This window comes from Streptomyces sp. NRRL WC-3742, from assembly GCF_000720635.1.
Classification (GTDB): domain Bacteria; phylum Actinomycetota; class Actinomycetes; order Streptomycetales; family Streptomycetaceae; genus Kitasatospora.
Genome location: NZ_JOCF01000094.1, coordinates 1 through 23,999 on the forward strand (window position 1 = coordinate 1; position 23,999 = coordinate 23,999).

Consider the following 23,999-nt stretch of genomic DNA (forward strand, 5'->3'; position numbering starts at 1 on the left):
GGGCGGGGCCGGTCGGTGGCGGCGGCGGGGCGGGGCCGGTCGGTGGCGGCGGCGGGGCGGGGCCGGGTCTCCGGCCTGCGGGGTGCGGGCGGGCGCTGACGTGGCGCCCAGGGTTGAGACGTCTCCAGTTCGCGGGGTGTCGGCGTCTCAAAGTGCTGGTGGGCGGGGGTGAGACGGCTTCGCCGGGCGCGGTCGGGGGCTTTCGGCGCGCCTACATTGGTGGCCGTGCCGGACGCCTGTCCGCTGTCCGCTGACGAGGAAGAACTGATGAAGAAGATCACGGCCGCCCTCGGGCTCGCCGCAACGCTCGCCGCCTCCACGCTCGCGCTCGCGCCGACGGCCTCGGCCGAGGAGACCTGCCCCTGGCCGTACGTGTGCTTCGAGGACGGCAACGGCCACATCCTCACCATGTACAAGGACCAGGGCTGGCAGAACACCGGCTCGCTGACCCGCTCGGCCGCGTACGTCACCAACGCCCGCCACGACGACTGCGCGCTGCTGAAGTACTCCAGCGGCTTCACCGACCGGCTCTACCCGGGCCAGGGCTGGTCGCTGGGCTCGCAGGTCGTCGCGATCGACATCCTCAGCGGCTGCTGACGCCCCCTCTCGTACGCCCGGTCGGAACGCGCCGGGGTTGCCGCCGGCGGGCGGCGACCCCGGCGCGTCTCATTCGCCCTGGACGGGCTCGGCCGCCGGCTCGACACCACCGCGGCCGCGATGCGGTGGGTCGGCACGCCCGCACGCGCACGCGTCCGTCCGACGCGGGCGGGCGGGCGGTCAGCGGCGCCGGTAGAAGAGCGCGCGGTCGCGGTTGCCCAGCCAGCGCAGTGTCAGCGGGCAGGAGGAGACGGGGCGCCAGCGGGCCTGGAGCTCGGCGAAGAAGGCGTCGTCCGCGCACAGGCCGCCCGGGCCGTCGCCGAGGTAGAGCAGGGCCTCGCCCCGGTAGGCGCGCAGCGCGTTGGCGGCCATCGCCTCGCGGTGGGGCGGCCACAGCAGGGCCAGGACGCGCCCGGGGTGGGCGGCGGCGTCCTCGGCGGCGTCCCCGGGGCGGACGTCGGTGTAGCGGAAGCGGGAGGTCCAGCCGTTGTGCCCGGCGCGGGCCTCGGCGTCGGTGGCCAGGACGTCCAGGCCCTGGCGGCGCAGCAGGTGGGCCCAGTAGCCGCTGCCGGCGCCGACCTCCAGCAGGGGGCGTGTGTCCAGGCAGTCGGCGATCCACCGCAGGGCGGTGTGCGAGGCCAGGGCCCAGGCGTAGATGCGCGAGAGGTCCTGGCGGCGGGGCAGGGGCGCGCCCAGGCCCTCGGGCAGGTGGTCGAAGACCTCGACGACCGGGCGGGCGGCGGGGCCGTGGCGCAGCGCCGGGTACCAGAGCAGGGGCACCATCTGGGGGTTGTGCGCGGCGAAGTCCAGGTCGGCCGCGGGCAGCAGGTCGGCGAGGGGGCGGAAGGGGCGCTCCCAGCCCGGGTGGCGGATCTCGGGCCGGGACGCCCACAGGGCGGCCAGTCGCTCGGCGGTGCCGGTGACCAGGCGCACCGTCGGGTCGGCGGGTGGTGTCGTCAACGCTGGTGGCGGGTCGGGAAGTTGACGTCTGCTCAGGGGGGGACGCCTGCTCAGAGGGACATGTGGTCCGGGACGACCAGGGCGGGGGTCTCGGCGGGGGTGCTGCCGAGGGCCATGTGGGCCTCGACGGTGATGCCGGTGCCGGCGCCGGCGGGCTCGCTCCGGGCGACGCTGACGCCGGTGACGGCGGCGGCGGCCAGGGCGGCCGCTGCGGTGGCGATCAGGGCGCTGTGGCGGGGGCTCAACTCCATGGCGGGGCCTTTCGGTTCGTGGTGCGACGGTTCGTCGGCAGCCTAGGCGCGGGGGCCGTCGTTGATCAACCGGCAGAATCGACATCCTCCCCGCCCTGGTCGAGGACGTTCCGGTACGCGGTGTCCAGGTCCCGCAGCCCGCTCCGCCGCTTCGTGGCTCCGGGGCGAGGGCCCTCCCCCGCCCTTCGGGCGGGCCCCTCATCTCCCCGGCCTGGAGGCCGGGGCGTCCTGGGAGGTCGAAGGTGAACCGGGGGTGTCGGGGAAGGGGCCGTTGGCGGGCTGTCAACCCCACAGATCTAAGGCGTCTAAGGCGTCTAAGTACCTCTAAGGAAGGTAAGGGGGGTCTCTACGCCTGGGGATCGGGGATCCGGCGGGTCTAAGGGGGGTGCGGGGGGCGGGGCTAAGGCGTGCGGGGGCCCGAAGATGGGGCAGGCGCCCGATGCCCGGGCCCCCACTGGGAGAGGAAAGTCTTACTCGTCAGGGAAACAGAGCAAGAACCCGATGGGGAGCCCGAGATGATCGAGTACGACACCTTCCAGCAGACCGCCAACGAGCTCGCCCACCGCGCCGAGCACGAGCGCCTGGTACGCGAGGCCAAGGAGGCGCAGCGGCTGCGCCGCCGTACGGTGGCGGCCCGGTTCACGCGCCGCGTGGCCAAGCGTGCGCACTGAGGGCTCGGCACCTGGGCGGTGCCGGGCGGATCGTGGAGGGGAGGCGCCTGGTGGCGCCTCCCCTTCGGCGTTGCGCGGGGCCTGAGGGCGGATCAGTCGGGGGTGGTGCGGCGGGCGTAGGCGCGGGCGGCGCGGGCGCGGTCGCCGCAGCGGGTGGAGCACCACTGGCGCCGGCCCTGGCGCAGCAGGAAGCGGGTGCAGGGGGGCGAGGCGCAGGCGGCCAGGCGCGGGGCGTCGGGGCCGGTGAGCAGGTCGGCGGCGTCCGCGGCGATGGCGGCCAGGGCGTGGTCGACCATCGCGGTGGTGGGGTGGGGGGTGCTGCGGTAGGGGCCGGTCCGCTCGTCCCACTGCAGGAGGCGGGCGGTGGGGACGCGAGTGAGGGCGTCGTTGACCGCGGCGAGGGCGGCGGGGTGGGCGGGCTGGGCGCTGGTGCGGGAGGCGAGCAGGGAGCGCAGGTGCTCGCGCAGGGAGCGGACCTGGGCGGCGCACATCTCCTGCAGGCCCGCGGGGGCGGGGGTCAGGCCCTGGGCCAGGAGCCAGTGCTCGGCGTCGGCGGGGGTGGCCAGGCGGTCCAGGTGCAGGCCCGGCAGAGTCAGGGCGCTGTTGGCCAGGGCGAGGCAGATGTGCTGCTCCTCCCCGGGGGCCGGGGGGATGCCGGGGTCGGCTTCGGTCATGGATCTCATGGTAGCTCTTGCGCTCATCCGTGAGGATCGCCTAGTTTCTCTCACGGATACATCACTCCCATCCGTGAGGTGAATGTCGTGACGCAGCTTCCCGTGCGCGTTTTCGGTGGCCCGACCGCGCTCTTCGAGTACGGCGGCCTCCGCTTCCTGACCGACCCGACCTTCGACGGCCCCGGGGACTACGGGCGCCCCGGCCGCCCCCAGCTGACCAAGCTCGCGCCGCCCGACGGCTCCCTGGAGGAGCTCGGGCGGGTGGACGTGGTGCTGCTCTCCCACGACGAGCACCCCGACAACCTCGACCACGCGGGGCGCGAGCTGCTCGCGCACGTGCCGCTGACCCTGACCACCCCCGGCGGCGGCGAGCGCCTGGGCGGCAGCGCCCGGGGGCTGCGGGACTGGGAGGAGGTCGAGCTGGAGCGCCCCGGCGGCGGCACCGTCACGGTCACCGCCGTACCGGCCCTGCACGGGCCCGGCACGCGCGAGCAGGTCGAGGCCGTCACCGGCCAGGTCGTCGGGTTCGTGCTCACCGGCGAGGGCCTGCCCACCGTCTACGTCAGCGGCGACAACGCCTCCCTGGAGGTGGTCGAGGAGATCGCCGCGCGCTTCGCGCCGGTGGACACCGCCATCCTCTTCGCCGGCGCCCCGCGCTTCCCCGTCCTGTTCGACGGCGCGACCCTCGTCCTGGACAGCGCCCAGGCCGCCCGCGCCGCCGGGATCCTCGGCGCCCGCGCGGTGGTGCCCGTCCACCAGGACAGCTGGGCCCACTTCACCGAGGGCAACGAGGACCTGGTCGCCGCCTTCACCGCCGCCGGGCTGGCCGACCGGCTCCAGGAGAGCGCGAAGGGCTGAGGCGCGGCGGCGGCGGGAGGGGCGTCAGTTCCAGGCGGTGGCGCCGTGGGCGCCGGGGGCACCGGGGGCGCCGGGGAAGCCCGTACCGGGGAAGGCGCGGGCGACGGCCTCCGCGTGGCGCTCCTCCTGCGCGGCCGTCAGCTTCTGGACCACCGCGATCGCCAGGCCCGCCGCCACCACGTCCAGCGCGTCCGCGGTCAGCAGCCACGTCGCGGCCGTGCGGTAGGAGTCGGAGTACTCGGCGCTGTCCAGGAACTGGCTGCCGATGCGGCCGATGATCCTGCCCGCGCAGAAGGTGACCCACCAGGCGTTCAGCAGCGTGTGCGGCAGCGGCGCCCGCACCCCGGAGGCGTCGAGGCGGGTGCTGGCCTGCCAGGTGTCGACGGCTATCTCGCGGGGGAACCACAGGTTCGCGAACGGGACGAACCAGCCGCCGATCGCCCAGCCGCGCGACCTGCGGTGGCCCATCGGGTCGAACACCTCGGCGTTGACGCGCACCCGGTGGAACCAGGTGATGAAGGCGGCCGCGGTGCCCGCCAGGGCCAGCATCTGCAGCCCGCTCGACAGCACGACCAGCGCGTCGGCGCCGTTGAGGATGTGGGGGCCCATGTCGTCGGCGGAGCCGTACATGAGCAGCGCGGCGACGGCCGCGAGCATCGCCACCCCCGCGCTCACGGCGAGCAGGACGGTGGTGACGGTGGCGACCGTACGCGGCGGCTGGTAAACGGCGGGCGAGGACATCGGGGTAAGCACTCCAGGAATGGACCACGGTTGACGGTCCGCCACCCTAGGGCTTCACCGTTCGTGCACACCAGTGCCTTTCGTGCGGAGGAGGCGAAAGCGGGTGGTGCCCGCCCCCCGAAGTGGGGGGGCGGGCACCGGTGGTTCTCCCGACTACATGCAGGCGCGGGAGGACCAGTGGCTGCACCACAGGGACTCGACGATGGACTCGGACTCCTCGGCGAGGCCCTGGAGGTCGAGGATGAAGGCCATGGTGTTACCTCTTTCTTTCTCGGTGGTCACCGGGGCGCGGACGCGTCCCGGGGGTCAAGGAGGGGAAGGGCGCTGCGGCCGGTGGCGGCGGCGTGCAGGGCCAGCAGGAGCCCGGCGGAGCCGGTGGCCAGGTCGTGGGACAGGCGCAGGAGCTGGTGGCCGGGGACGGCGGCGCGGCCCTGGTGGCGTACCAGGTGCCAGGCCAGGCGGGCGAGTTGGCGGTGCAGGTGGGTGCGGGCGCGGGGGGCGGGGCTGGCGGCCAGCGCGGTGATGAGGCCGGCGCGGCCTTCGAACAGGCCCGGCATGAGGACGAATTCGGCCTCGCACGCCTTCTCCAACTGCTCGGCGGCCTCCGTCAGGGCCGGGTCGTCGAGGTGGGCGAGCAGCGCGCGGGCGGCCAGGGCCGCTCCGGCGGAGCCGTCGGCGAGGTAGGCGGTGGTGCGGCCGTCGTGGGCGAGCAGGAGGCCCTTGCGGTCGTGGCGGGCGCGGGCGAGGTCGTGGGTCAGGGCGGTGCGGGCGGCGGTGAGCCACTGCTTGTCGCCGGTGTGCTCGTACAGGCGGGTGAGGAACAGGGCGCTGCCGCAGGGGCCGTGGAGCAGTCCGGTGCGGGTGGGGGGCTGGGCGGCGGTGAGGCGGTGGGCGAGGGTTTCGGCGCGGCGGGTGAGGTCGGCGCCCTCGCCCGGGTGGCGGTGGGCGAAGTGGAGGTGGGCCAGGCCGAGCCCGGCGAGGCCGGAGGCGAGGGAGGGGCCCAGGACGCCGAGGTCGTCGCGGGTGGCGGTGAGGTGGTGGACGCGTTCCAGGACGTCGCGGGCGTCGTCGCCGCGGCCCGCCGCGTCCAGGGCCAGGGCGGTGCCGGCGAGGCCGTCGTAGAGGCCGGGGTGGACGGCCTTGGGGTGGCGGGCGGCTTCCAGGAGCCAGTCGAGGTGCTCGGCGGGGACGGGGCGGCCGGTGGCGGTGAGGGCGTAGAGGACGCCGGCGGCGCCGTGGGCGAGGTCGGTGCCCTGGCGGGTGAACTGCTCGGGGTCGCCGGGGTAGAGGCGGTCGGTGCGGTGGGGGGTGGCGGCGGCGAGGATGCCGGCGGCGAGGTCGTCGGCCAGGCGGGCCAGGCCCTCGGGGGTCGCGGTGTCGGGCAGTTCGGCCGGACCGCGGTCGGCGGCGCCGGGGGCGGCGGTGCCGGTGGCGGCGGCGGTGCCTGTGGCGGTGCCGGGGGTGTGGAGGCTGCCGGGGGGCAGGGGGCCGGCGGTGGCGCGGGTGAGGTCGGCGAGGAGCTGATCGGGCCAGGTGTCGGGCAGGGCGAAGCGTGCGGCGGCGGCGCGGGCCAGGTCGGCGGCCTTGCCTGCGTCGAGTTCGATGAGGAAGGTCAGCGGCAGGAAGAGGAACAGGCGCAGGCAGGCGAGCGCGTAGTGGTCGACGGCGGTGCCGGTGCGGGCGGCGGGGCTGATGAAGCCGGGGGCGCCGAAGGCGGGGGGCGTGCCGTCCTCCAGGTCGAAGGCGAGCTCGAAGTCCACCAGGGCCAGGCGCCCGTCGGGGCGGACCATGACGTTGCCCGGGTGGAGGTCGCCGAAGGCCACGCCGCGCCCGTGGAGGGTGGCGAGCATGGCGGTGAGCTGCTCGGCGAAGTCGAGGGCCAGGGCGGTGTGTTCGGCGATGCGCTGCGGGTCGGGGTCGCCCTCGAGGAGGGGGTGGCGGCCGGTGAAGAGGAAGCGTTCGAGTTTCTCGCCGTCGATGAACTCCTCGACGAGGTACTCGTGCTCCCACACGGTGCGGTGCTCGTACAGGCGGGGGACGAAGTCGAGGCCCTCCAGGCGGCGCAGCATGTCGCGTTCGCGGTGCAGGCGCTGGACGGCGTCGCTGCCGTGGGTGTCGAGTCCGGCCAGGGGGCGGGCTTCGCGCAGGACGACGGTGCGCCCGTCGCGGCGGTCGCGGGCCTTGTAGACGCCGCCGCCGTTGGAGAAGTGCAGGGCGCGTTCGATGGTGTAGGGGAAGTCGTCGGGGGCCGGTTCGGGGGTGGCGCGGGTGTGGATCTGCTCGTCGAGGAAGGGCGGGACGGTGATCCAGTCGGGGACGGAGAAGACGGGGCGGCGCCGGTCGGGTACGAGGGTGCCGGTGACGTCGCGCAGGGCGGAGACGGTGCGGCCCTGGTCGTCGAGGCAGTAGAGCTGGCGGAAGGCGCCGTAGCGGACGTAGAGGATGCCGGTGCGCCAGCGCAGGTCGCTGAGGATGTAGGGGCCGCGGTGGCCTTCGAGGAGGGGTTCGAGGGTCTCGAGGGTGGTGCGCAGCTCGTCCTCGTCGCGGGGGTAGAGGGTGAGGAGTTTGCCGCTGGAGCCGCGGGGGGCGTACTTGGCGTTGGCCTTGAGGACGGTCTCGCGGCTGCGCAGGTACTTCACGCTCAGGGCGTGGGTGTGGCAGTGGGCCAGGACGGTGTCGATGATGCGCGGGGCCTCGTCCGGGGTGCCGGAGACGTGGATCTTCCAGCCCTGGTCGGGCAGGACGGTGCCCTGGGGGTGGTGGTAGACCCAGACGCCGTCGCGGGTGCGTTCCCAGCCGCCGGGCAGGGGGGCGGTGGCCTGGGGGTAGAGCTCGGCGGTGTCGTCGCGGGTGGCGGGGTCGTCGTAGTGGACGCGGTCCGCCTGGCAGTAGGGCTCGTAGTCGGACGGGCGCATGCGGGGTTCCCCCTGGACCGTGGTGGGTGGGGGCTCGGTGGCGGGTGGGCCGGCCCCGGATGTCCGGTTGCTGTCCGGATGCTGTCCGGATGCCCCGGCCGACCGAGCGTTCGGTTTCGGTGCGGGGGTTCACAGTTATCCACGGCCCGGGGAGCGCGGGCAAGGCGTTGCCAATTCGTTGACGGCGTGTTAACCGGTGTTGCCCGGGCGGTGGTTGTGTCCGGATATGCCGGATGGGGGTTCGGCCGGTTCGCGGTGAACCGGGGCGGGGGCGGCCTCCGTTGGCGGGGGATGCGCCGTCACTACGTCCGTAGTGCCACTACCGGCGTAGTGGCACTACGGACGTAGTGACGGCGCGACGGGTCCCGCGGGTGCGGGCCGGGGGCGGGGTCCGCGGACACGGGCGGCCGGTGCGATTTTCGGCCAACTCGGCGGTGCTGGAGTCCTGTACGCCCCGGGGCCGGGACCGCACGGGGCGGCGGCGGCGGGGCTCGTGCGCTGGTCAGGGGCGGGGCGGGTGCGGGCGCCCCTGGCGGCGGCCGGGACAATGGGCGCGAAACCCGGCCGTACGGCGCCCCCGCCCGTACGCCCCCCGCTGGAAGAAAGCGAAACCCCCACATGGATCTCGGCGTGCGCTGGAAGCTGCACGGTGACGGGCGCACCCCCGCACCCGGGGCGGTGGTGCGCCCGGACGAACGGCTCTCCTGGCCCAGGACGGCGGGCCTGGGCGCCCAGCACGTGGTCGCCATGTTCGGGGCGAGCTTCGTGGCGCCGGTGCTGATGGGCCTGGACCCGAACCTGGCGATCATGATGTCCGGCGTCTCCACGGTGATCTTCCTGCTCGCCACCCGCGGCCGGGTGCCCAGCTACCTGGGCTGCTCGCTGTCCTTCGTCGGGGTGGCCGCCGTCATCCGCGCCCAGGGCGGCACCAGCGCCACCGTCACCGGCGCGGTCCTCGTCGTCGGCGCGGTGCTGTTCCTGACGGGCCTGGCGGTGCGGCGCTTCGGCGCGCGGGTCGTCCACGCCGCGATGCCGCCGGTGGTCACCGGCGCGGTGGTGATGCTGATCGGCTTCAACCTCGCCCCGGTCACCGCCTCCACCTACTGGCCGCAGGACCAGTGGACGGCGCTGCTGGTGATGCTGTTCACGGGACTTGCGGTGGTGTGCCTGCGCGGCTTCTGGTCGCGGATCGCGATCTTCCTGGGGCTGCTCTTCGGGTACGGCATCTCCTTCCTGTTCGACCGCGTCCTGGGCAAGGTCCACACCGTGGACGCCGCCGGCCACGCGGTCGAGCACTGGCGCCTGGACCTGTCCGGGGTCGGGCGCGCCGACTGGATCGGCCTGCCCGCCTTCCACGGCCCCTCCTTCCAGTGGTCGGCGGTGCTGGTCGCCCTGCCCGTCGTCATCGCGCTGATCGCCGAGAACGCCGGGCACATCAAGGCGGTGGGCGAGATGACCGGCGAGAACCTCGACGAGCGCCTGGGCACCGCCATCGCCGCCGACGGCGCCGGCTCCGTGCTCTCCACCGCCCTGGGCGGGCCGCCCAACACCACCTACTCCGAGAACATCGGCGTCATGGCCGCCACCCGCGTCTACTCCACCGCCGCCTACTGGGCCGCGGCCGGCTTCGCGCTGCTGTTCGGCCTGTGCCCCAAGTTCGGCGCCGTCGTCGCCGCGATCCCCGGCGGGGTGCTCGGCGGGATCACCGTCATCCTGTACGGGATGATCGGCCTGCTCGGCGCGCAGATCTGGACCCGCTCCGGCGTCGACCTGCGCAACCCGCTCAACCTCGTGCCGGCGGCCGCGGGCATCATCATCGGCGTCGGCAACGTGACGCTGAAGTTCACCGACACCTTCTCGCTGAGCGGCATCGCGCTGGGCACGATCGTCGTCATCACCGGCTACCACGCGCTGCGGGCGCTGGCGCCGGCGCACCTGAAGGAGCAGGAGCCGCTGCTGGACGCGGGCACCTCCTCCTACGACCGCACGGGTGCGGAGGAGGGGCGCAGCTGACGGTCTTCCGTGGGACCGGGGCGGGGTGCTGCGGCGCCCCGCCCCTCCCCCTCCCCCCACCATCCCTTGCCCTTGTCAATTAGCTGCGCGTGCAACTATTGTGTGCGCAGGGAATTTGGTACCCCGCCCCTCCCAGCCGATCCGGAGCCCCGCCATGAGCAGCGCCCTGTTCACCCCGTACACCCTGCGCGGCGTCACCGCCCCCAACCGCGTGTGGATGCCGCCGATGTGCCAGTACAGCGCCGCCCCGGACGGCGAGGCGGCGGGTGCGCCCACCGACTGGCACTTCACCCACCACGCCGCGCGCGCCGTCGGCGGCACCGGGCTGATCATCGTCGAGGCCACCGCCGTCACCCCCGAGGGCCGCATCTCCCCCTACGACCTGGGCCTGTGGAACGACACCCAGACCGAGGCGTTCAAGCGCATCACCGCCTTCCTGCGCGAGCAGGGCACCGTCCCGGCCGTCCAGCTCGCCCACGCCGGGCGCAAGGCGTCCACCGAGCGCACCTGGGTCGATCGCGGGCGCCCGCTCGCCCCCGAGGAGCCGCACGGCTGGCGCCCCCTCGCCCCCAGTGCCCGCGCCTTCTCCCCCGCCCACACCACCCCCGACGAGCTGAGCACCGAGCAGATCGGCGTCCTGGTGCGCCGCTTCGCCGAGGCCGCGCAGCGGGCGCTGGCTGCCGGATTCCAGGCCGTCGAACTGCACGGCGCCCACGGCTACCTCATCCACGAGTTCCTCTCCCCCCAGTCCAACCACCGCACCGACGCCTACGGCGGCTCCTTCGAGGGCCGCGCCCGCTTCGCCCTGGAGGCCGCCGCCGCGGTGCGCGCCGTGTGGCCCCAGGACCTGCCGCTGCTCTTCCGCGTCTCCGCCACCGACTGGCTCTCCGAGAACCCCGCCGACGCCCGCGAGGGCTGGACGCTCCAGGACAGCGTGCGCCTGGCCAAGGAGCTCCAGGCCCTGGGCGTCGACCTCATCGACGTCTCCAGCGGCGGCCTGGTCCCCGACGCCGCCGTCACCACCGGCCCCGGCTACCAGGTGCCCTTCGCCGAAGCCGTGCGCACCGGCTCCGGCCTGCCCGTCGCCGCCGTCGGCGAGATCACCGAGCCCCGCCAGGCCGAGGAGATCATCGCCGCCGGCCGCGCCGACGCCGTCCTCATCGGCCGCGAACTCCTGCGCAACCCCTCCTGGGCCCGCCACGCCGCAGCCCGGCTCGGCGCCGAGGTCCGCGGCCCGCTCCAGTACCACCGGGCGTAGGGGCGGCTCGGTGCCGGTCGGTCGCCGGGCCGGCGGCCGACCGGCACCGGATACCGTGGTCCTCAGAGGCAGAGGCAGGAGGAGTCCCATGAGCGTCCAACCCGCGCACCACCCCCCGCAGCCCCGGGTACCCCGCACTCCCGACGGCATCGCCGCCGCACTGCAGGGCGGCCGCCGGATGGAGTTCTACCGCGAGCTCGGCCAGGCCCCCATCGACCAGGCGGAGCTGGTCCTGAACCGCTGGTGGTGCGAAGCGGAAATGGACGCCGACCCCGACCAGGACCGCATCATCGCCGCCGCCCGCAACGGCACCCTGCCCACCTCCACCATGGCCGACGTCCTGCGGCTGCGCCACGAACGGGGCGGGGACCTGCCGTAGCGCGCAGGCGAGTTGATGGCTGCGCCCGGCCGGTCCCCCTCGGGCGGGGGCGGGGCGGGCGTCCTTGCGGGCGGGGTGGGCCGGGACTTGTCGCACAAGGCGGCCGTCCGGGTGGACCCGGTGCGCAGCACCGTTGGTTCGATGGCGATCGATTCTAGAAATCTCGTGCGCCCGGGCCGAGTCCGGGCGGCGCCCCCGGCCGTGCCCGACCGGTGCGGCCTCTAGCAGAACGGAAAACCCCCCTCATGGCTTTCGCCCTGCGCAAGACGCTCGCCATCGCCGCGGCCGCCCTGGCCGCCTCCCTGCTGCCGGCTTTCGGCCCGGGCGGGGCGGGCACCGCCCGGGCGGCCGTGCGCACGCCCAACCAGTACTGCCTGGCCAACACCTGGGGCGCGGCGGGCATCTCCGCCAAGCCGTGCAACGGCGGTGACGCGGGCCAGCACTGGGCCCTGTCGGGCGAGCAGATCGCGCTGAGCAACGCGCGCGCCTACTGTCTGGCCAACACCTGGAACGCCACCGACGTGTCCACCAAGCCCTGCAACGCCTCCGACCAGGGCCAGTACTGGACGGTGACGGGCCAGCAGATCTCCCTGACCTTCGCGCCCGCCTACTGTCTGGCCGACGCCTGGGGCACCCCGAACGTCTCCACCAAGCCGTGCGACACCTCCGACCCGGGCCAGCACTGGGTGGTCTTCAACGACCAGATCAGCCTCGCCCTGGTCTGACGCACCGTCAGCTCGCTGTGCCCGGGGCCGCGTTGGGGCGGCCCCGGGCACGGGCGTCTGCCGGGCGGGGTCCGGTCGGCGCCCCTTCCTTGGCCGGGGTGCCGGGTTCTCTAGCAGGGATGCCGGGTTCTGGCCACGGGTGGCCGGCGGGCGGTGCCGGTGTAGGGTCGCCGGAATCCGCCGGCCGGGGCGGGCGGACGGCCGCGCCGGGCGGCGGGGCCGTGGTGTCGAGTGCGAGGAGCAGCCCCGTCGTGAAGGTCCTCATCGCCGGCGGTGCCGGTTTCATCGGCAGTACCGTCGCCTCCCGGCTCCTCGACGAGGGGCACGAGGTGGTCGTGCTGGACAGCCTGGTGACCGGGCGGCGCGAGTTCGCCGCCGGGCGCGCCTTCTACGAGGGCGACATCGCCGACGGGGCGCTGGTGGACCGGGTCTTCGCCGAGCACCCGGACGTGCACGCCGTCGTCCACTGCGCGGCGCTGATCGTCGTCCCGGACTCGGTGGCGGACCCGCTGGGCTACTACCGGGCCAACGTCGCCAAGGGCATCGCGTTCCTGGGCCACCTGGCGCGCAACGGCTGCACCCGGCTGCTGTTCTCCTCCTCCGCGTCGCTGTACCGGGCGGGCGGGGACGTCACCGGGGACTTCGCCGTCGACGAGGACTCCCCCACCGCGCCGCTGAGCCCGTACGCGCGCACCAAGGAGGTCTTCGAGCTGGTGCTGCGCGACACCGCCGCCGCGGGGGGCCTGCGGGTGGTGTCCCTGCGCTACTTCAACCCCGTCGGCGCCGACCCGCGCCTGCGCTCCGGCCTGCAGGTGCGCCGGCCCACCCACGCGCTCGGCGCGATGATCGACTGCCACCACAGCGGCGAGGCGTTCACCCTCACCGGCACCGGCTACGCCACCCGCGACGGCTCCGGCATCCGCGACTACGTCCACATCTGGGACCTCGCCGACGCCCACGTGAGGGCGCTGCTCGCCTTCGACGCGGTGGCGCAGGCCGGCGACGGCGGCTACCAGGTGATCAACCTCGGCACGGGCACGGGCACGACGGTGCGCGAACTGGTCGCGGCCTTCGAGGCGGTGACCGGCCGGCCGCTGCGGGTCGTCGAGACGGGCCCGCGCCCCGGCGACGCCGCCGGCGCCTACACCCGCGGCACCCGCGCCGCCGCCCTGCTCGGCTGGAAGCCCGAGCACACCCTCGAGGACGGCATCCGCGACTCCCTGCGCTGGCACGCCGTGCGCGAGGGCGTCCTCGGCGCGGGCTGACGAGCCGCCGCGCCGGCCGCGCCGTTCGTTCACGCGTCGCCGGGTGCGTCCGGCGGGTGGGTGAAGTGGGCGGCGACGGTGTCGGCGAAGATGCGGGCCAGGGGGCCCAGGGTGTTCCAGTCGCGTACGGCCCAGCCGGCGGTGAGCGGGGGCAGGCCGGGCAGGGGCAGCAGGCGCAGTCCCGGGTGGCCGGGGCCCTGCCACTGGGGCAGGGCGGGGACGACGGCCTGGCCCAGGCCCAGTTCGGCGAGCAGGATGGCGGTGTCCCAGTCGGCGACGCCGGTGTCGAAGACCGGGCGGATGCCGAAGGCCGCGAGCTGGGCGTCGAGCTGGGAGCGGGCGACGGAGTTGGCCGGCAGGCCGATGAGGCGGGCGTCCTGCAGGTCGGTGACGTCGACGCGGGTGCGGGCGGCGAGCGGGTCCTGGGCGGCGACGGCCAGCACCCAGGGCAGGCTGACCACGCCGCGCTGCTCGATGCCGCGCACCGCCGCGCCCATGGTGATCCAGGCCAGGTCGACCCGGCCCGCACCGAGCGCCTGCAGGCAGCTGCGGCTGGAGACCTCCGTCTGGAACTCCAGGCTGGCCCGCGGGAAGCGGCGGCGGAAGTCCACCACCGCGCCCGACATGAAGTGCCGGATGCTCACCGCGCCGGTGGTCACCCGCACCGATCCGCCCTCGCCGTGGGCCAGTTCGGCGATGGTGCGCAGCGCGTGGTCGATGCCGCCCAGTCCGCTGGCGACCGCGTTGTGGAGCAGGCGTCCGGCGGCGGTGGGGACGACGCCGCGCGGGTGGCGTTCCATCAGGGGCAGGCCGAGTTCGCGTTCCAGGCGTTTGACGTGCTGGCTGACGGCGGACTGGCTGCAGGTCAGGTCGCGGGCGACGGCGCTCAGGGAGCCGGCCCGGCAGACGGCGGCGAAGACGCGCAGATCGTCGAGGGTCATGGTGGTCCAAGGTATCGCTTGGGGGTGTCCCAGTGAATCGGTGGATTGACTTGGGTGTCGAGGGGGATCGATCATCGCTGCTGGGCCCGTTGAAGTGGGCGGCATTGAAGTGGGCGGCAACCCGCCCGCTGCCTTCGCGGCGCTCCGGACGCCGAGGGGCGGGGGCACGGCGGGTGCCGACCCGTAGGGGGACGTACGTACGGAACACGGGGGGCGAGCGGGATGCGGTACGCGCAGGGGCCGGGCACGCACGGCGAGGTGCTGGTACGGGCGGGGGTCGGGCGGGTGTGGGAGCTGGTGAGCGACATCGCCCTGCCGGCCCGGCTCAGCCCCGAACTGCAGCGCACGGCCTGGCTGGACGGGGCGAGCGGCCCCGCGGTGGGCGCGCGCTTCGAGGGCCACAACAGCCGTGCCGGCATGGCGGACTGGCGGACCGTCTGCGAGGTGACGGAACTGGTCGAGGGGCGCGTCTTCGCCTGGGGCGTGATGGACGCCGACGGCTGCTACGGCGACCCGGTCGACGCCCTGCCGGGGTCGCTGGCGCGCTGGCGCTTCGACCTCGCGGACGGGGACGGCGGCGGGGTGCGGGTGCGGCTGTCGGCGGTCATCGGCCCGGGGCGCAGCGGGCTGAGCGCGGCGATCGACGCGTATCCGCAGCGGGAGGAGGAGTTCGTCGCGTTGCGGCTCTCCGAGCTGCGGGCGGGGATCGAGGCGACGCTGGCGGGCGTCAAGTCGCTGGCGGAGCAGGGCGGTTAGGGGCGCACCGGGCACGCCCGGCGCGGGCGGGCGCGGGCGGGCGCGGGCGGGGAGGGCGGCGGCGGCTGTCGCCCGGATCCACGCCCTCCACGCCCTCGACGCGCTCGACGCGCTCGCGGCGGCGGGTGGTCCCCGGGTCCGGGCCGCCCGGGAGGAAGCGGACCCGGCAGGGCGCCGGCCGCGGGCCCTGAACGCCGGAAGCTCAAATCTTCATCAGATCTCCATCGGATCCCTTGCCCGGCTTCCCGTCACCACTGAGGCTTGCTGACGAACCAGGCCGTCGGGATGGGTCCGAGGGATCTGAATGCACGTCAAGTACCTTTCATTCCAACGGAGTTCGTGACCGGCACGAACTGCTGCCGGCTGACACCGATCAGACGGGGGAACATCGTCATGCGCACCGGAACGCTCAGGAACACCGCCATCGCTATGGTCTGCGCCGCGGCCGTCGGCATCGCCGGCGTCGGCACCGCCCAGGCCGCCTCCGCCACCGAGTACCGGGCCGCGGTCACGACCACGGCCGGGGCCGCGACCACGGCCGGGGAGCAGGAGGCCGACCCCGCCGAGGCCGAGCAGATGGAGAAGCTCCTCGGCATCATCGACGACATGCCCGACGAGGTCGTCGCGGCCGGCGACCTGTCCGTCCAGGAGTACCTCCAGGACAACTACCCCGACCTCGCCGCGCAGGCCCAGGCCGCGCAGGCCGGGCCCGGGCAGGTCCAGGCATTCGGCTGGTGGCACGCCCTCGGGTGCGCCGCCGCCATCACCGTCGCCCTCGCCTCGGGCGCCATCCCCTACCTGAAGATCGTCAAGCTCAAGAAGTTCATCGAAACCGCCGGCGGCGTCAAGAAGGCCGCCTACCTGCTGATCCGGGTCGCCACCGGCCACGAGAAGCTCGAGCAGCTGGGCCCCGTACTCGGCTCGCTGGCCGGCGAGGTCCTGGGCATCGACTCGATCCGCCACCACTGCTCGTGACCGCACCCGCGGCCTCGGCCGCCACCCTCACGCCCGTCCCCGCCGAGGCCCAGCAGGCCGCCCTGGCCCTGCACGCGGCAGGCGACGACACGAGGGCCGTCAAGGCACTGCGCAAGGACACCCTCCTCGCGCTGGTGCACGGCCCCGCCGCTCTGGCCGCCCTCGTCCGCGACGGCAGCCTCCCCAGCACACCCGCCGAAGCGGCCGCCCGTCTGGCCCGGTGCGACCCGGCCCTGCACGCCGAACTGCTCGGCCTGCTGAGCGCGGGCGAGCGCGACGAGGCGATCCGCCACCTGCGCCGGGCAACCGGCCTCGACCTCGCCAACGCCCACCTGCTGGTCGAGCAACTGCCCTGACACCGCCCGGCGCACCCCGGCGGGGCCGCAGGGACTCCCCCTGCGGCCCCGCCGGCGTTCCACCGCCCCCGGCCTGCGAACCCGGGAACCGACGCCACCGTCCACCGGGGCAAACGGCGAAGCCGGGCCGGCAGTACAACCCCGCAAGGGACTTGCCGAAACGTCGCGACCGGGCGCGGCGCCCGCGTCAACTCCCTGACAGTCGTGCCGCCCTGATCCGGTGGAGGCCGTGGGGGCTCGGTTCGGCGGCACGGCCCGGCCGCCGGCCGGGCAACGATGCGCATCGGCTCGGCTGGACGAGGGCCCGGACCTGCTGCGGCGGGTGTACGCCGTCGCCGCGCAGGATGCCCGCGCCGGGATCGTCCCCCGGTGCAGACGTGATCATTCTGGATTCCAGCACCCCGCCCGCGCTGCAGAGCCCGTACCCAGCACCTTTGGGCTCCGGCACCGCTCCGCAGGGTCGAGGCCGGAGTGAAGGACGGGGCGCCGTACCGGCCGGACGCCGCACCGTACAACGGGACCGGGTCAGAGGGGCCGCGGGTGGACATGCCTTGCGGGGACGGGCTCGTGCAGAGGGACGGGCCATGGCGGCGCGGAGCGGGAGGTCCTCGATCGAGCGGCAGCACGGTGCTCCAGGAGTTCGGCCAGCCGTTGCGGCCCGTAGGCGGTGAGCGCGGCGACCGCGCTCGTTCGGGACGCGCCGGCCCACAGGCCGCTGTTCGGGACCGCGAAGGGCCGCGGTTGGACGGCGGCCCGGTCGAACACCGCGGGTTCGATGTACCGCATGCCACCCGTCCCGCAGAGATAGGTCGCGGCGCCAACCGCCGAGCAGAGGTCAGCCAGACGCTGGGAGCGGTTGGTGCTCGCGTTCAGGTCGCTGCTGACCACCACCCGGCCGCTCCAGCCGACCATCGACAGGAGCAGGAGTGTGGACTCCTGTGCCACGGTCCCGGTCCGATCGGTGCGCTCGAACACGTCGAGGAGCACCTCCAGCCGGGGCTTGAACGCCGCCCAGTGGGGAGTGGTCCGGTAGTGCTCGCGCAGCAGGTCCGCGATTCGGTGGCGGCTGAGCACCGGAGCGACCACCCGGGCGTCCCTGATCAACGTCGCCCGCCCTGCCGGAAGGTGCGTGGGGATGCTCAGCCACCGGGCCAGGCCCGGCGTGCCGGCGGCTGGCGCGAGGCGGGCGCGGTGCTGGTAGTCACGGCGGGCGAACTGCACGTCGTCCAGGACGATCCACACGTCCGCGGCGAACAGCTTGGCGAGGGTGGACAGGCGGGGAAACAGGTTCGGCTGGTGGATGGCACAGACCGGCCCGGCGGCCGGTGCGGCGTCAGACGAGCAACTTGCTGTCGAATCCGTCGGCCAGAAGCCGCTGGTATGCATCACGGACGGTCTCCGGGACATCCTGGGCGACGGCGAACCCGAGCTTCGGGTACTCGATCACCCGCTGGAGGTCGCCCACGAGGCTGTCGATCACGAGCCCGTCGTCGCCGATCGTCTTCACATAGTCGTTCAGGTTCATCGGGGTCGAGGCGCACACCGCCTCCACCTCCGGCCACACCTTGCGGCACGTGGCGTACGCCCGGCGCTCCATGTATGGCATGCTCACCAGCAGCACCGAGTGCACGTCGACACCGACGGCCTGAAGGACCTCCCGGGAGAACTGGATGTTCTGCCCGGTGTTGCGGGCCCTCGGCTCCTGATGGATCGCATGCTCGGGCACGCCGAGCGAGAGAGCGTGCTCGGTGAAGTGCACGGCCTCACCGCGGGGGAAGTGGTCCGGCCTGGACGGGTTCGGCCCGCCGGTGAACACGATCCTGCCCACCAGGCCGTCCAGGTAGAACCTGGCAGCCTCCGCGGCGACGCCGAGGTCGTGGCAGCCCAGGCCGATCGCCACATCGCACGGCCGCGGTTCCTGCCCCATCTGGTGGTACTCCCAGATCAGCGTGGCGTCCGCCCACTGCCGGTCGGTGATCTCGCGCTGCCGAGCGTCCGCCACGTCGTTCTCCCGCTCACTGGAGGCACGGTGCCCGCTGGAAGCCGGCCCGGATGCCTTGAATGCTCCTCTGCTGGTGAGACATACCGTACTTGGCCGCCAAGCCCTCAGCCCGGTCCAGCAGGGCGAGCCCCTCTCCGGCGGTAGCACGGTCGCTCAGCAGGATGTGCCCGTGAGCGGCGGCCAGCCGCACGTCCTGCATCGGGGCCGAACCGGTGGCGTTCGACCGCGCGATCTCGATCTGCCGGGACGCCTCCCCGAGGTTCCCGGCGCCCCGGTGGGCGAGCGCGAGTTTCTGGTGCGCTGTCGCCCAGTCCTCCACCTCTCCCAGACCCTCGAACACCCGGATCACCGACTCCGTGATGCCGACGGCCTGCTCGTGCCGCCCTTGCTTGTCCAACGCGGTGCCGACCCAAAGGGCCGCCCGCGCACGGTCCCGCGAGCTGAGGCGGACGTCGCCGGACAGCTCCGAGTACCGGCACGCCGCCGCGTCGAGTCTCCCCGCCATCTCCGTGACCACCGCCAGCGACAGGTCCAACTGCGCGGTCCGCCTCGGGATGTCGAGTTGGGTGAACAGCGCTCGTGCCTGGGTGTACGACGTCGAAGCCGACAGCGGGCCGAGCAGCACACCCTGGTCACGGCGCAGGTCACCCTCGAGCGCGCTCGAACGGGCCAACAGGTAGAGACCCCGCTCGTCGAGGTCGCGCACGGCCCAGCGCGAGCGCCAACGTTCCAGCAGGCTTCCGGCGAAGACGAAGTCCTGCCGAGCGGCGGCCAGGACAGCCCGCTCGATGTCCTCCGTCCACGATTCGTACTCCCATGCCCGGGGCCCCGCCTGCATCTCCGCGTGCATCGGAGCGCCGGTCTGCTGCGCTACGAGGGCCTCGAACCGCATCCGGGCTGCGGGGTCGCACTGGCGCAGCACGGTATCGAAGATCGCCTGCGTGTCCGGCCGGGGTTGGGTTCCTGCTCCCAACCTCTCCCAGTTCGTCACCGCCCTCACCGACATGCCCAGAAGCGCCGCGAAGTCCCGCACGGACTTGCGGCACGCCACTCGCAGAGCCTTCGCTTCGAGCCCGGTCCACACGATCACTGCAGCCATCGCCACCTCCTACTCCTGAAGCCATCGAAGCACCGCGGACGGTGACGGTGCGTCGGAACTGCCACGGAACTGCCACGGCATGCGATTCCCTGGCGGTCCGGGTTCGGGCAGCCTCGGAGCAGACGACCTCAGCGACCGGAAGGAAGCGGATGCTCACCGAGCAACTCCCCGTACCCCAGCCCGTGGTGGTCGGACTCCTACGTGAGGCCGTCGCCTCGGCACTGCCTCGCCGACAGGCGCTGACCGGCGTCCTCGGCGACTTCTGCAAGCGCCGGGAGCTTCGCCTCGCCGAGGTGATCACCGATGACGGCGCCACACCCGATGCCCTCCTCAGCTGTATCCAGGAGAGGGCCGACCTGTATGCCGTGGTCCTGCCCACGATCGCGCACCTCGGCAACCGTGCCGACGCCGATCGCCGGCTCAGGTCCCTCTCCGATGCGGGCATACGGCTTCTCATCGCGCGAGGGCGGCCGGCGAGCCGCCGTCGCAACAGCCGCGCTGCCGCAACTCCCGCCTGACGTACGACCAGTACGAGGCCGGGCTCGTGATCAGCTCGCTGCCACAGCCAGAGGGCACGTACGGCAGGAGAGCGGCGACCACGTAATCCGGCACCCCACGACCCTGCTGTCCGGCCCCGAGCGAGTGAGACGTCCCATGGAATCGAGAGCACAGTCCGTCACGATGAGGTTCCCCGCCGACCGGGCGAGCATCGGATCCGTCCGCCGCTGGGCCCAGCGGGTGCTGCCGGAACTGGGGGTGGACGCCCAGGAGTTGAAGGACTTCTTGGGCGATGTTCAGCTCGTACTGTCCGAGCTCGCCACCAACGCGGTCGTTCACGGCTGCAAAGGGGGACGGCCGGGTGTGGCGCTGAGCGCCGCGCTGGGGCTCACCGCGGGCGGTGCGCTACGGGTCTGCGTCAGCGACCCCGGTCCCGGCCGGCCCGAGCTCCGGGCTGCGAACGGGGAGGCTGTCGGCGGCCGTGGCCTCGGGCTCGTCCTCGCCCTGGCGGACCGGTTCGGCGTCGATCCTCTTGATGGGGGCGGGAAGTCGGTGTGGGTCGAGTTCAATCCGCCCGTACCGGCCCGCACTGTGGCGACCGGCCTGCGGGTCGCCACGCCGCTCCCCGTAGCCGCTCCGCGAGCGGACCGGTACCGGACGAGGGTTCCAGCGCCGCCAGGAGGCCCGGTGGCGCTGGAGCGAATACCGGCGGCGTGACCGTCCGGCCGTAGCCCACCGCAGCCGATGCCCTGCGGGTCTCCTCCGGATTCTGCAACTCCCGCCCTGCAAGGGGCGGGCCGCGATGAGCCGTGCCGCCGCCGCTCCGACCGGCGCCGGATCACCGCGACGCCGAACCGTGCCCGGCGAAGCCGCCGGTTCGGCCGATTCCGGCGGCCCTGTCGGCGAATCGGGCCGTCACCGCGGGCCCGGCCCTCCCTTGAGACCGGGCCCTCACCACCGACCCTCCGAACGAACGAACACATCGGCACGGGTCACCAGAGCCCCGCCCCGATCGCCGGTCCTGGCAGACCGCTGCGCCCCGGGGTGGGCCCGCAACACCGAACAGTCAGACCGCCAACCGGCGGCCCGCCCACCCGTACGAGGAGCGACCAGTATGAGCACGCCGCAGCCCAAGCCGCCCACCCCGCCCGCGCCCCCGGGCCCGCCCGCGCCGCCCGGTCCCGGGCCGATGATCCCCGTCACCGCCCGCGCCTGACACTTCCGAGCGGGCGGCGGCGCAGCAACTGGTCTGCGGCGCCGCCCGCTTGGGATCACCACCAGAGTCCGTTCACGGGAAGGGAAAGCCCATGGGAAAGCACGGCGGAGGATCGGGCAACGACGGCCCCGGCAAGGCCGGCGGCGGCAGCGGCGGGGGCCACTCCGGCAAGCCCGACACCGCGCCGCACGACGGCCAGCGCGACGCGCCGCCCACCGACCTGCCCAAGCCGTCCAAGCCGTAAGGGGGAAACATGAGTTGGGACAAGCTGACGGACGCGCTCCGGGAGTGCGGGGCGCTGTCGGCCGACTGGGAGGAGACCTTCCGGGCCACGGCGCGCGAGGTGTTCACCCCGGACCGGATCCTCCACGACGGCGAGTGGGTCGACCGTGCCGAACGCCCCCACCGGTGGGAGGAGTTGGTCACCTCCGACCTGGCCCTGGTCACACAGGTCTACGACGGCGGCGACACGCCGTCGTCGTCCAGTTCCATGCCCACCGTGGTCGCGCAGATGCTCCGCCACCTGGACGTGGCCGAGGGCATGAAGGTCCTGGAGGTGGGCACCGGCACCGGCTGGACGGCGGCCCTGCTCGCCCGCCGCGTCGGCGACGCGAACCTGACCACCGTCGAAGTCGACCCCCACCTCGCCGACCAGGCCCGCCACCGGCTGCACACCGTCGGCCTGCACCCCGCCGTCATCACGGGCGACGGCACCCTGGGCCACCCCCAGGGCGCTCCCTTCGACCGGGTGCACTTCACCGCCGCGCTCCAGCGCCTTCCCTGGACGATCGTCGAACAGACCGGGCCCGGCGGAATCGTCCTGGCCCCCTACGGCACCCCGTTCTGCAACGGCGCGCTGCTGCGGCTCACCGTCGCCCAGGACGGCCGCTCGGCGAGCGGCCCCTTCGTCGAGGACGTCTCGTTCATGTGGGTGCGCGACCAGCGCCCCGACAGCGGCGAGTTCGACATCGACGACATCCGCCGCAGCGCCTCCGCAACCGACCCCGCCGACCTGGCCGGCCACACCCACGCCGCCTTCGCCGTCGGCCTGCGCCTGCCGGACCTGTACCGCCAGGACATGTGGGCCGGATACGACCGGCCCGGCACCGGCCGCACCGAGATCTGGGACGGCACCTCCTACGCCCACTGCCGCTACGCCGACTGGGACGCTCCGCACGCCGTCTCCCAGTCCGGGCCCCGCAGCCTGTGGGACGAACTGGAGGCCGCCTACCGCTGGTGGCACGACCAGGGCCGCCCCGGCTTCGAGCGCCTCGGCCTCACCGTCACCCCCGAAGGCCACACCGTGTGGCTGGACCACCCCGACAACCCCCTCCCGGGCCAGGGCTGACACCCTGGCTCACGGTCCGCCGCCCGGCCTGCCTGGGCCGGGCGGCGGACGCAACGGCCCGGGGCGGGCACCCGCCGGCAGGCGGGTGGGGGGTGGATGGCGGGGAACGGCGGGAGAACTGCTCAACGCACCTGATGACCCACGGGTGTTCACCCCTGCTGAGGCGCAGATTCGGCGCTGCCGCGCGCCGCCCGCCCCGCGGCGCGCGGCCAGCCCAGGGGTGGGGGGCCCCCCGGAAGGGGGGGGGGGGGGGGGGGGGGGGGGGGGGGGCAGGACGTCGACGAGGCGCTCGGCGGCGTCCGGGCGGCCGTGTTCGGCGGCCCGCTGGGCGATCCGCGCACGGCGGGCCGGGTCGGTCAGGAGCGGGCCGATGGCCTGGCGCAGGGCGTCGGGGGTGGCCGGTCCCAGGAGGGCGACGGCCGCGCCGGCGTCGGCGAGGTGGCGGGCGTTGTGTTCCTGTTCGCCGCCGGCGGAGGCCGCGAGGGGGACGAAGACGGCGGCCCGGCCCAGCGCGGTCAGCTCGGCGAGTGTTCCCGCGCCGCTGCGTGAGAGGACGACGTCGGCGAGGGCGAGTACGTCCGGCAGCTGCGGGCCGACGAAGCCGGTGGCGAGGTAGCGGGGGCGCAGGTGCTCGGGCAGTGCGGCGGCGCGGCGGCGCAGCCGTCCCTCGTGGCCGGGCCCGCACTGGTGGATGACGTTGGCGTGGCCGAGCAGCCCGGGCAGGACCTCGCTCACCAGTTCGTTGATCTGCTGGGAGCCCTGGGCGCCGCCGGTGACGTAGACCGTCGGAAGCGACCGGTCGAAGCCCCACAGGGAGAGCGCCGAGATCGCCTTCTCCCCCTGCCCGGTGAGCACTTCGGGGCGTACCGGGTTGCCCGTGACCACGGCTCTGGCGCGTACGGCCCTGGGCAGCAGGCGCAGTGTGGACTCGGAGGAGAGCGCAACGCGGGTGGCCATCCGGGCCAGTGCCCGGTTGCCGAGGCCGAGGCGGACGGTCTGCTCGTGGACCACGAGCGGGCGGTGGCACATCCGGGCGGCCATCCCCACCGGCACGGCGACGTAGCCGCCGGTGCCGAGGACCACGTCGGGTGCGAAGGCGGCGACCGCGGAGCGGGCCTGGGCCACGCCCAGGGGGACGCGGCCCATGTCCCGGACGTTGGCCGGGGAGACCATCCTGAGGGGGTTGGCGTGGCGGCGGATCTTGCCGGTGGCGACGGTGGTGAAGGGGATGTTCTCGGCGGCGCTCACCCTCACCTCGAGGCCGGCGGCGGTGCCGATCCACAGCGCGTCCAGGGCGCCTCCGGCCTCGGCCAGGCGCGTACGCAGGGTGCGGATCGCGGTGAGGGCCGGATAGGTGTGGCCGCCCGTTCCCCCGCCGGTGACGATCAGCCGCAGGGGGCGGCCGAGACGGGCGAGGAGGTCGCTGGGGTCTTGGTGCACCGCTGGAACATACCAGTGCCACCAGGGCACTTCGGCCGCCGGCCTGACTGGTACTCAGGGA

24 protein-coding genes and 1 pseudogene are annotated in these 23,999 nt (G+C 74.2%); 15 read left to right on the top strand and 10 right to left on the bottom strand.

The window, feature by feature from the left end; all coding sequences use genetic code 11:
• Positions 1 to 267: 267 nt before the first annotated feature.
• On the top strand, positions 268 to 597 hold the full coding sequence (locus IH61_RS0135845) for a hypothetical protein (RefSeq protein WP_051838606.1): 330 nt from the start codon (positions 268 to 270) through the stop codon (positions 595 to 597).
• Positions 598 to 777: 180 nt separating this feature from the next.
• On the opposite strand, the gene IH61_RS0135850 is transcribed toward IH61_RS0135845, so the two are convergent.
• On the bottom strand, positions 778 to 1,557 hold the full coding sequence (locus IH61_RS0135850; RefSeq protein ID WP_158845674.1) for a class I SAM-dependent methyltransferase: 780 nt from the start codon (positions 1,555 to 1,557) through the stop codon (positions 778 to 780).
• 50 nt (positions 1,558 to 1,607) lie between these two features.
• Positions 1,608 to 1,808: a hypothetical protein gene (locus IH61_RS0135855; RefSeq protein WP_031077782.1), complete on the bottom strand. Its 201-nt coding sequence runs from the start codon at positions 1,806 to 1,808 to the stop codon at positions 1,608 to 1,610.
• Positions 1,809 to 2,323: 515 nt separating this feature from the next.
• On the opposite strand from IH61_RS0135855, the gene IH61_RS47470 reads away from it, so the two are divergent.
• On the top strand, positions 2,324 to 2,479 hold the full coding sequence (locus IH61_RS47470) for a hypothetical protein (protein ID WP_158845678.1): 156 nt from the start codon (positions 2,324 to 2,326) through the stop codon (positions 2,477 to 2,479).
• A 92-nt stretch (positions 2,480 to 2,571) separates the two neighbouring features.
• On the opposite strand, the gene IH61_RS0135865 is transcribed toward IH61_RS47470, so the two are convergent.
• Complete coding sequence (locus tag IH61_RS0135865) at positions 2,572 to 3,162, bottom strand: CGNR zinc finger domain-containing protein (protein WP_031077784.1); 591 nt, start codon at positions 3,160 to 3,162, stop codon at positions 2,572 to 2,574.
• Between the two features lie 78 nt (positions 3,163 to 3,240).
• On the opposite strand from IH61_RS0135865, the gene IH61_RS0135870 reads away from it, so the two are divergent.
• A complete protein-coding gene (locus IH61_RS0135870) occupies positions 3,241 to 4,011 on the top strand; it encodes an MBL fold metallo-hydrolase (protein WP_234327483.1) in 771 nt (256 codons plus the stop codon).
• Between the two features lie 24 nt (positions 4,012 to 4,035).
• Here the strand turns inward: IH61_RS0135870 and IH61_RS42020 are convergent, their stop codons facing one another.
• A complete protein-coding gene (locus tag IH61_RS42020) occupies positions 4,036 to 4,752 on the bottom strand; it encodes a DUF4328 domain-containing protein (protein ID WP_051838608.1) in 717 nt (238 codons plus the stop codon).
• 278 nt (positions 4,753 to 5,030) lie between these two features.
• The gene (gene lanKC / locus IH61_RS0135885; RefSeq protein WP_051838609.1) at positions 5,031 to 7,667 is read right to left on the bottom strand and encodes a class III lanthionine synthetase LanKC; all 2,637 of its coding nucleotides are present in this window, start codon (positions 7,665 to 7,667) and stop codon (positions 5,031 to 5,033) included.
• A 618-nt stretch (positions 7,668 to 8,285) separates the two neighbouring features.
• Between lanKC and IH61_RS0135890 the strand changes: the two genes are divergently transcribed.
• The 5 genes from IH61_RS0135890 (at position 8,286) to galE (ending at position 13,307) form a co-directional block, all read left to right on the top strand.
• Positions 8,286 to 9,680, top strand: coding sequence for a uracil-xanthine permease family protein (locus IH61_RS0135890; protein ID WP_031077790.1), 1,395 nt, complete (start codon positions 8,286 to 8,288; stop codon positions 9,678 to 9,680).
• Positions 9,681 to 9,834: 154 nt separating this feature from the next.
• A complete protein-coding gene (locus IH61_RS0135895) occupies positions 9,835 to 10,938 on the top strand; it encodes an NADH:flavin oxidoreductase/NADH oxidase (RefSeq protein ID WP_031077792.1) in 1,104 nt (367 codons plus the stop codon).
• Positions 10,939 to 11,026: 88 nt separating this feature from the next.
• On the top strand, positions 11,027 to 11,317 hold the full coding sequence (locus tag IH61_RS0135900; RefSeq protein WP_031077794.1) for a hypothetical protein: 291 nt from the start codon (positions 11,027 to 11,029) through the stop codon (positions 11,315 to 11,317).
• Positions 11,318 to 11,562: 245 nt separating this feature from the next.
• Positions 11,563 to 12,042, top strand: a complete 480-nt coding sequence (locus IH61_RS43530; protein ID WP_051838610.1) for a ricin-type beta-trefoil lectin domain protein — start codon at positions 11,563 to 11,565, stop codon at positions 12,040 to 12,042.
• 251 nt (positions 12,043 to 12,293) lie between these two features.
• Positions 12,294 to 13,307: a UDP-glucose 4-epimerase GalE gene (galE, locus tag IH61_RS0135910; protein ID WP_031077798.1), complete on the top strand. Its 1,014-nt coding sequence runs from the start codon at positions 12,294 to 12,296 to the stop codon at positions 13,305 to 13,307.
• A 29-nt stretch (positions 13,308 to 13,336) separates the two neighbouring features.
• Here the strand turns inward: galE and IH61_RS0135915 are convergent, their stop codons facing one another.
• Complete coding sequence (locus IH61_RS0135915; protein WP_051838611.1) at positions 13,337 to 14,248, bottom strand: LysR family transcriptional regulator; 912 nt, start codon at positions 14,246 to 14,248, stop codon at positions 13,337 to 13,339.
• Positions 14,249 to 14,470: 222 nt separating this feature from the next.
• On the opposite strand from IH61_RS0135915, the gene IH61_RS0135920 reads away from it, so the two are divergent.
• From IH61_RS0135920 to IH61_RS0135935, 3 genes are all read left to right on the top strand, one after another.
• A complete protein-coding gene (locus IH61_RS0135920) occupies positions 14,471 to 15,004 on the top strand; it encodes an SRPBCC family protein (RefSeq protein WP_031077801.1) in 534 nt (177 codons plus the stop codon).
• Positions 15,005 to 15,397: 393 nt separating this feature from the next.
• Entirely contained in the window at positions 15,398 to 15,979 is a 582-nt protein-coding gene (locus IH61_RS0135930) for a hypothetical protein (RefSeq protein ID WP_158845681.1), read from the top strand.
• Positions 15,976 to 16,335: a hypothetical protein gene (locus IH61_RS0135935; RefSeq protein WP_031077806.1), complete on the top strand. Its 360-nt coding sequence runs from the start codon at positions 15,976 to 15,978 to the stop codon at positions 16,333 to 16,335. Before IH61_RS0135930 ends, IH61_RS0135935 begins: the two co-directional genes overlap by 4 nt.
• A gap of 525 nt (positions 16,336 to 16,860) precedes the next feature.
• On the opposite strand, the gene IH61_RS0135940 is transcribed toward IH61_RS0135935, so the two are convergent.
• Genes IH61_RS0135940 through IH61_RS0135950 form a run of 3 tightly spaced genes read right to left on the bottom strand, consistent with a single transcriptional unit; the run spans position 16,861 to position 19,436 of the window.
• Positions 16,861 to 17,721, bottom strand: a complete 861-nt coding sequence (locus IH61_RS0135940) for a WbqC family protein (protein ID WP_078911646.1) — start codon at positions 17,719 to 17,721, stop codon at positions 16,861 to 16,863.
• Complete coding sequence (locus IH61_RS0135945; RefSeq protein ID WP_031077809.1) at positions 17,669 to 18,337, bottom strand: YdcF family protein; 669 nt, start codon at positions 18,335 to 18,337, stop codon at positions 17,669 to 17,671. The genes IH61_RS0135940 and IH61_RS0135945 overlap by 53 nt, the downstream gene beginning before the upstream one ends.
• A gap of 13 nt (positions 18,338 to 18,350) precedes the next feature.
• Entirely contained in the window at positions 18,351 to 19,436 is a 1,086-nt protein-coding gene (locus IH61_RS0135950) for a hypothetical protein (RefSeq protein ID WP_031077811.1), read from the bottom strand.
• A gap of 149 nt (positions 19,437 to 19,585) precedes the next feature.
• Between IH61_RS0135950 and IH61_RS47475 the strand changes: the two genes are divergently transcribed.
• From IH61_RS47475 to IH61_RS0135970, 4 genes are all read left to right on the top strand, one after another.
• The gene (locus IH61_RS47475; RefSeq protein ID WP_051838612.1) at positions 19,586 to 19,954 is read left to right on the top strand and encodes a hypothetical protein; all 369 of its coding nucleotides are present in this window, start codon (positions 19,586 to 19,588) and stop codon (positions 19,952 to 19,954) included.
• A gap of 163 nt (positions 19,955 to 20,117) precedes the next feature.
• Positions 20,118 to 20,651, top strand: a complete 534-nt coding sequence (locus IH61_RS47480; RefSeq protein WP_158845685.1) for an ATP-binding protein — start codon at positions 20,118 to 20,120, stop codon at positions 20,649 to 20,651.
• A gap of 590 nt (positions 20,652 to 21,241) precedes the next feature.
• Entirely contained in the window at positions 21,242 to 21,394 is a 153-nt protein-coding gene (locus IH61_RS47485) for a hypothetical protein (protein WP_158845688.1), read from the top strand.
• A 9-nt stretch (positions 21,395 to 21,403) separates the two neighbouring features.
• The gene (locus IH61_RS0135970) at positions 21,404 to 22,498 is read left to right on the top strand and encodes a protein-L-isoaspartate O-methyltransferase family protein (protein ID WP_031077817.1); all 1,095 of its coding nucleotides are present in this window, start codon (positions 21,404 to 21,406) and stop codon (positions 22,496 to 22,498) included.
• Positions 22,499 to 22,768: 270 nt separating this feature from the next.
• Here IH61_RS0135970 and IH61_RS0135975 read toward each other — a convergent pair.
• Positions 22,769 to 23,893: pseudogene (locus IH61_RS0135975) on the bottom strand (UDP-N-acetylglucosamine--N-acetylmuramyl-(pentapeptide) pyrophosphoryl-undecaprenol N-acetylglucosamine transferase); the annotation flags it as partial.
• Positions 23,894 to 23,999: the final 106 nt, after the last annotated feature.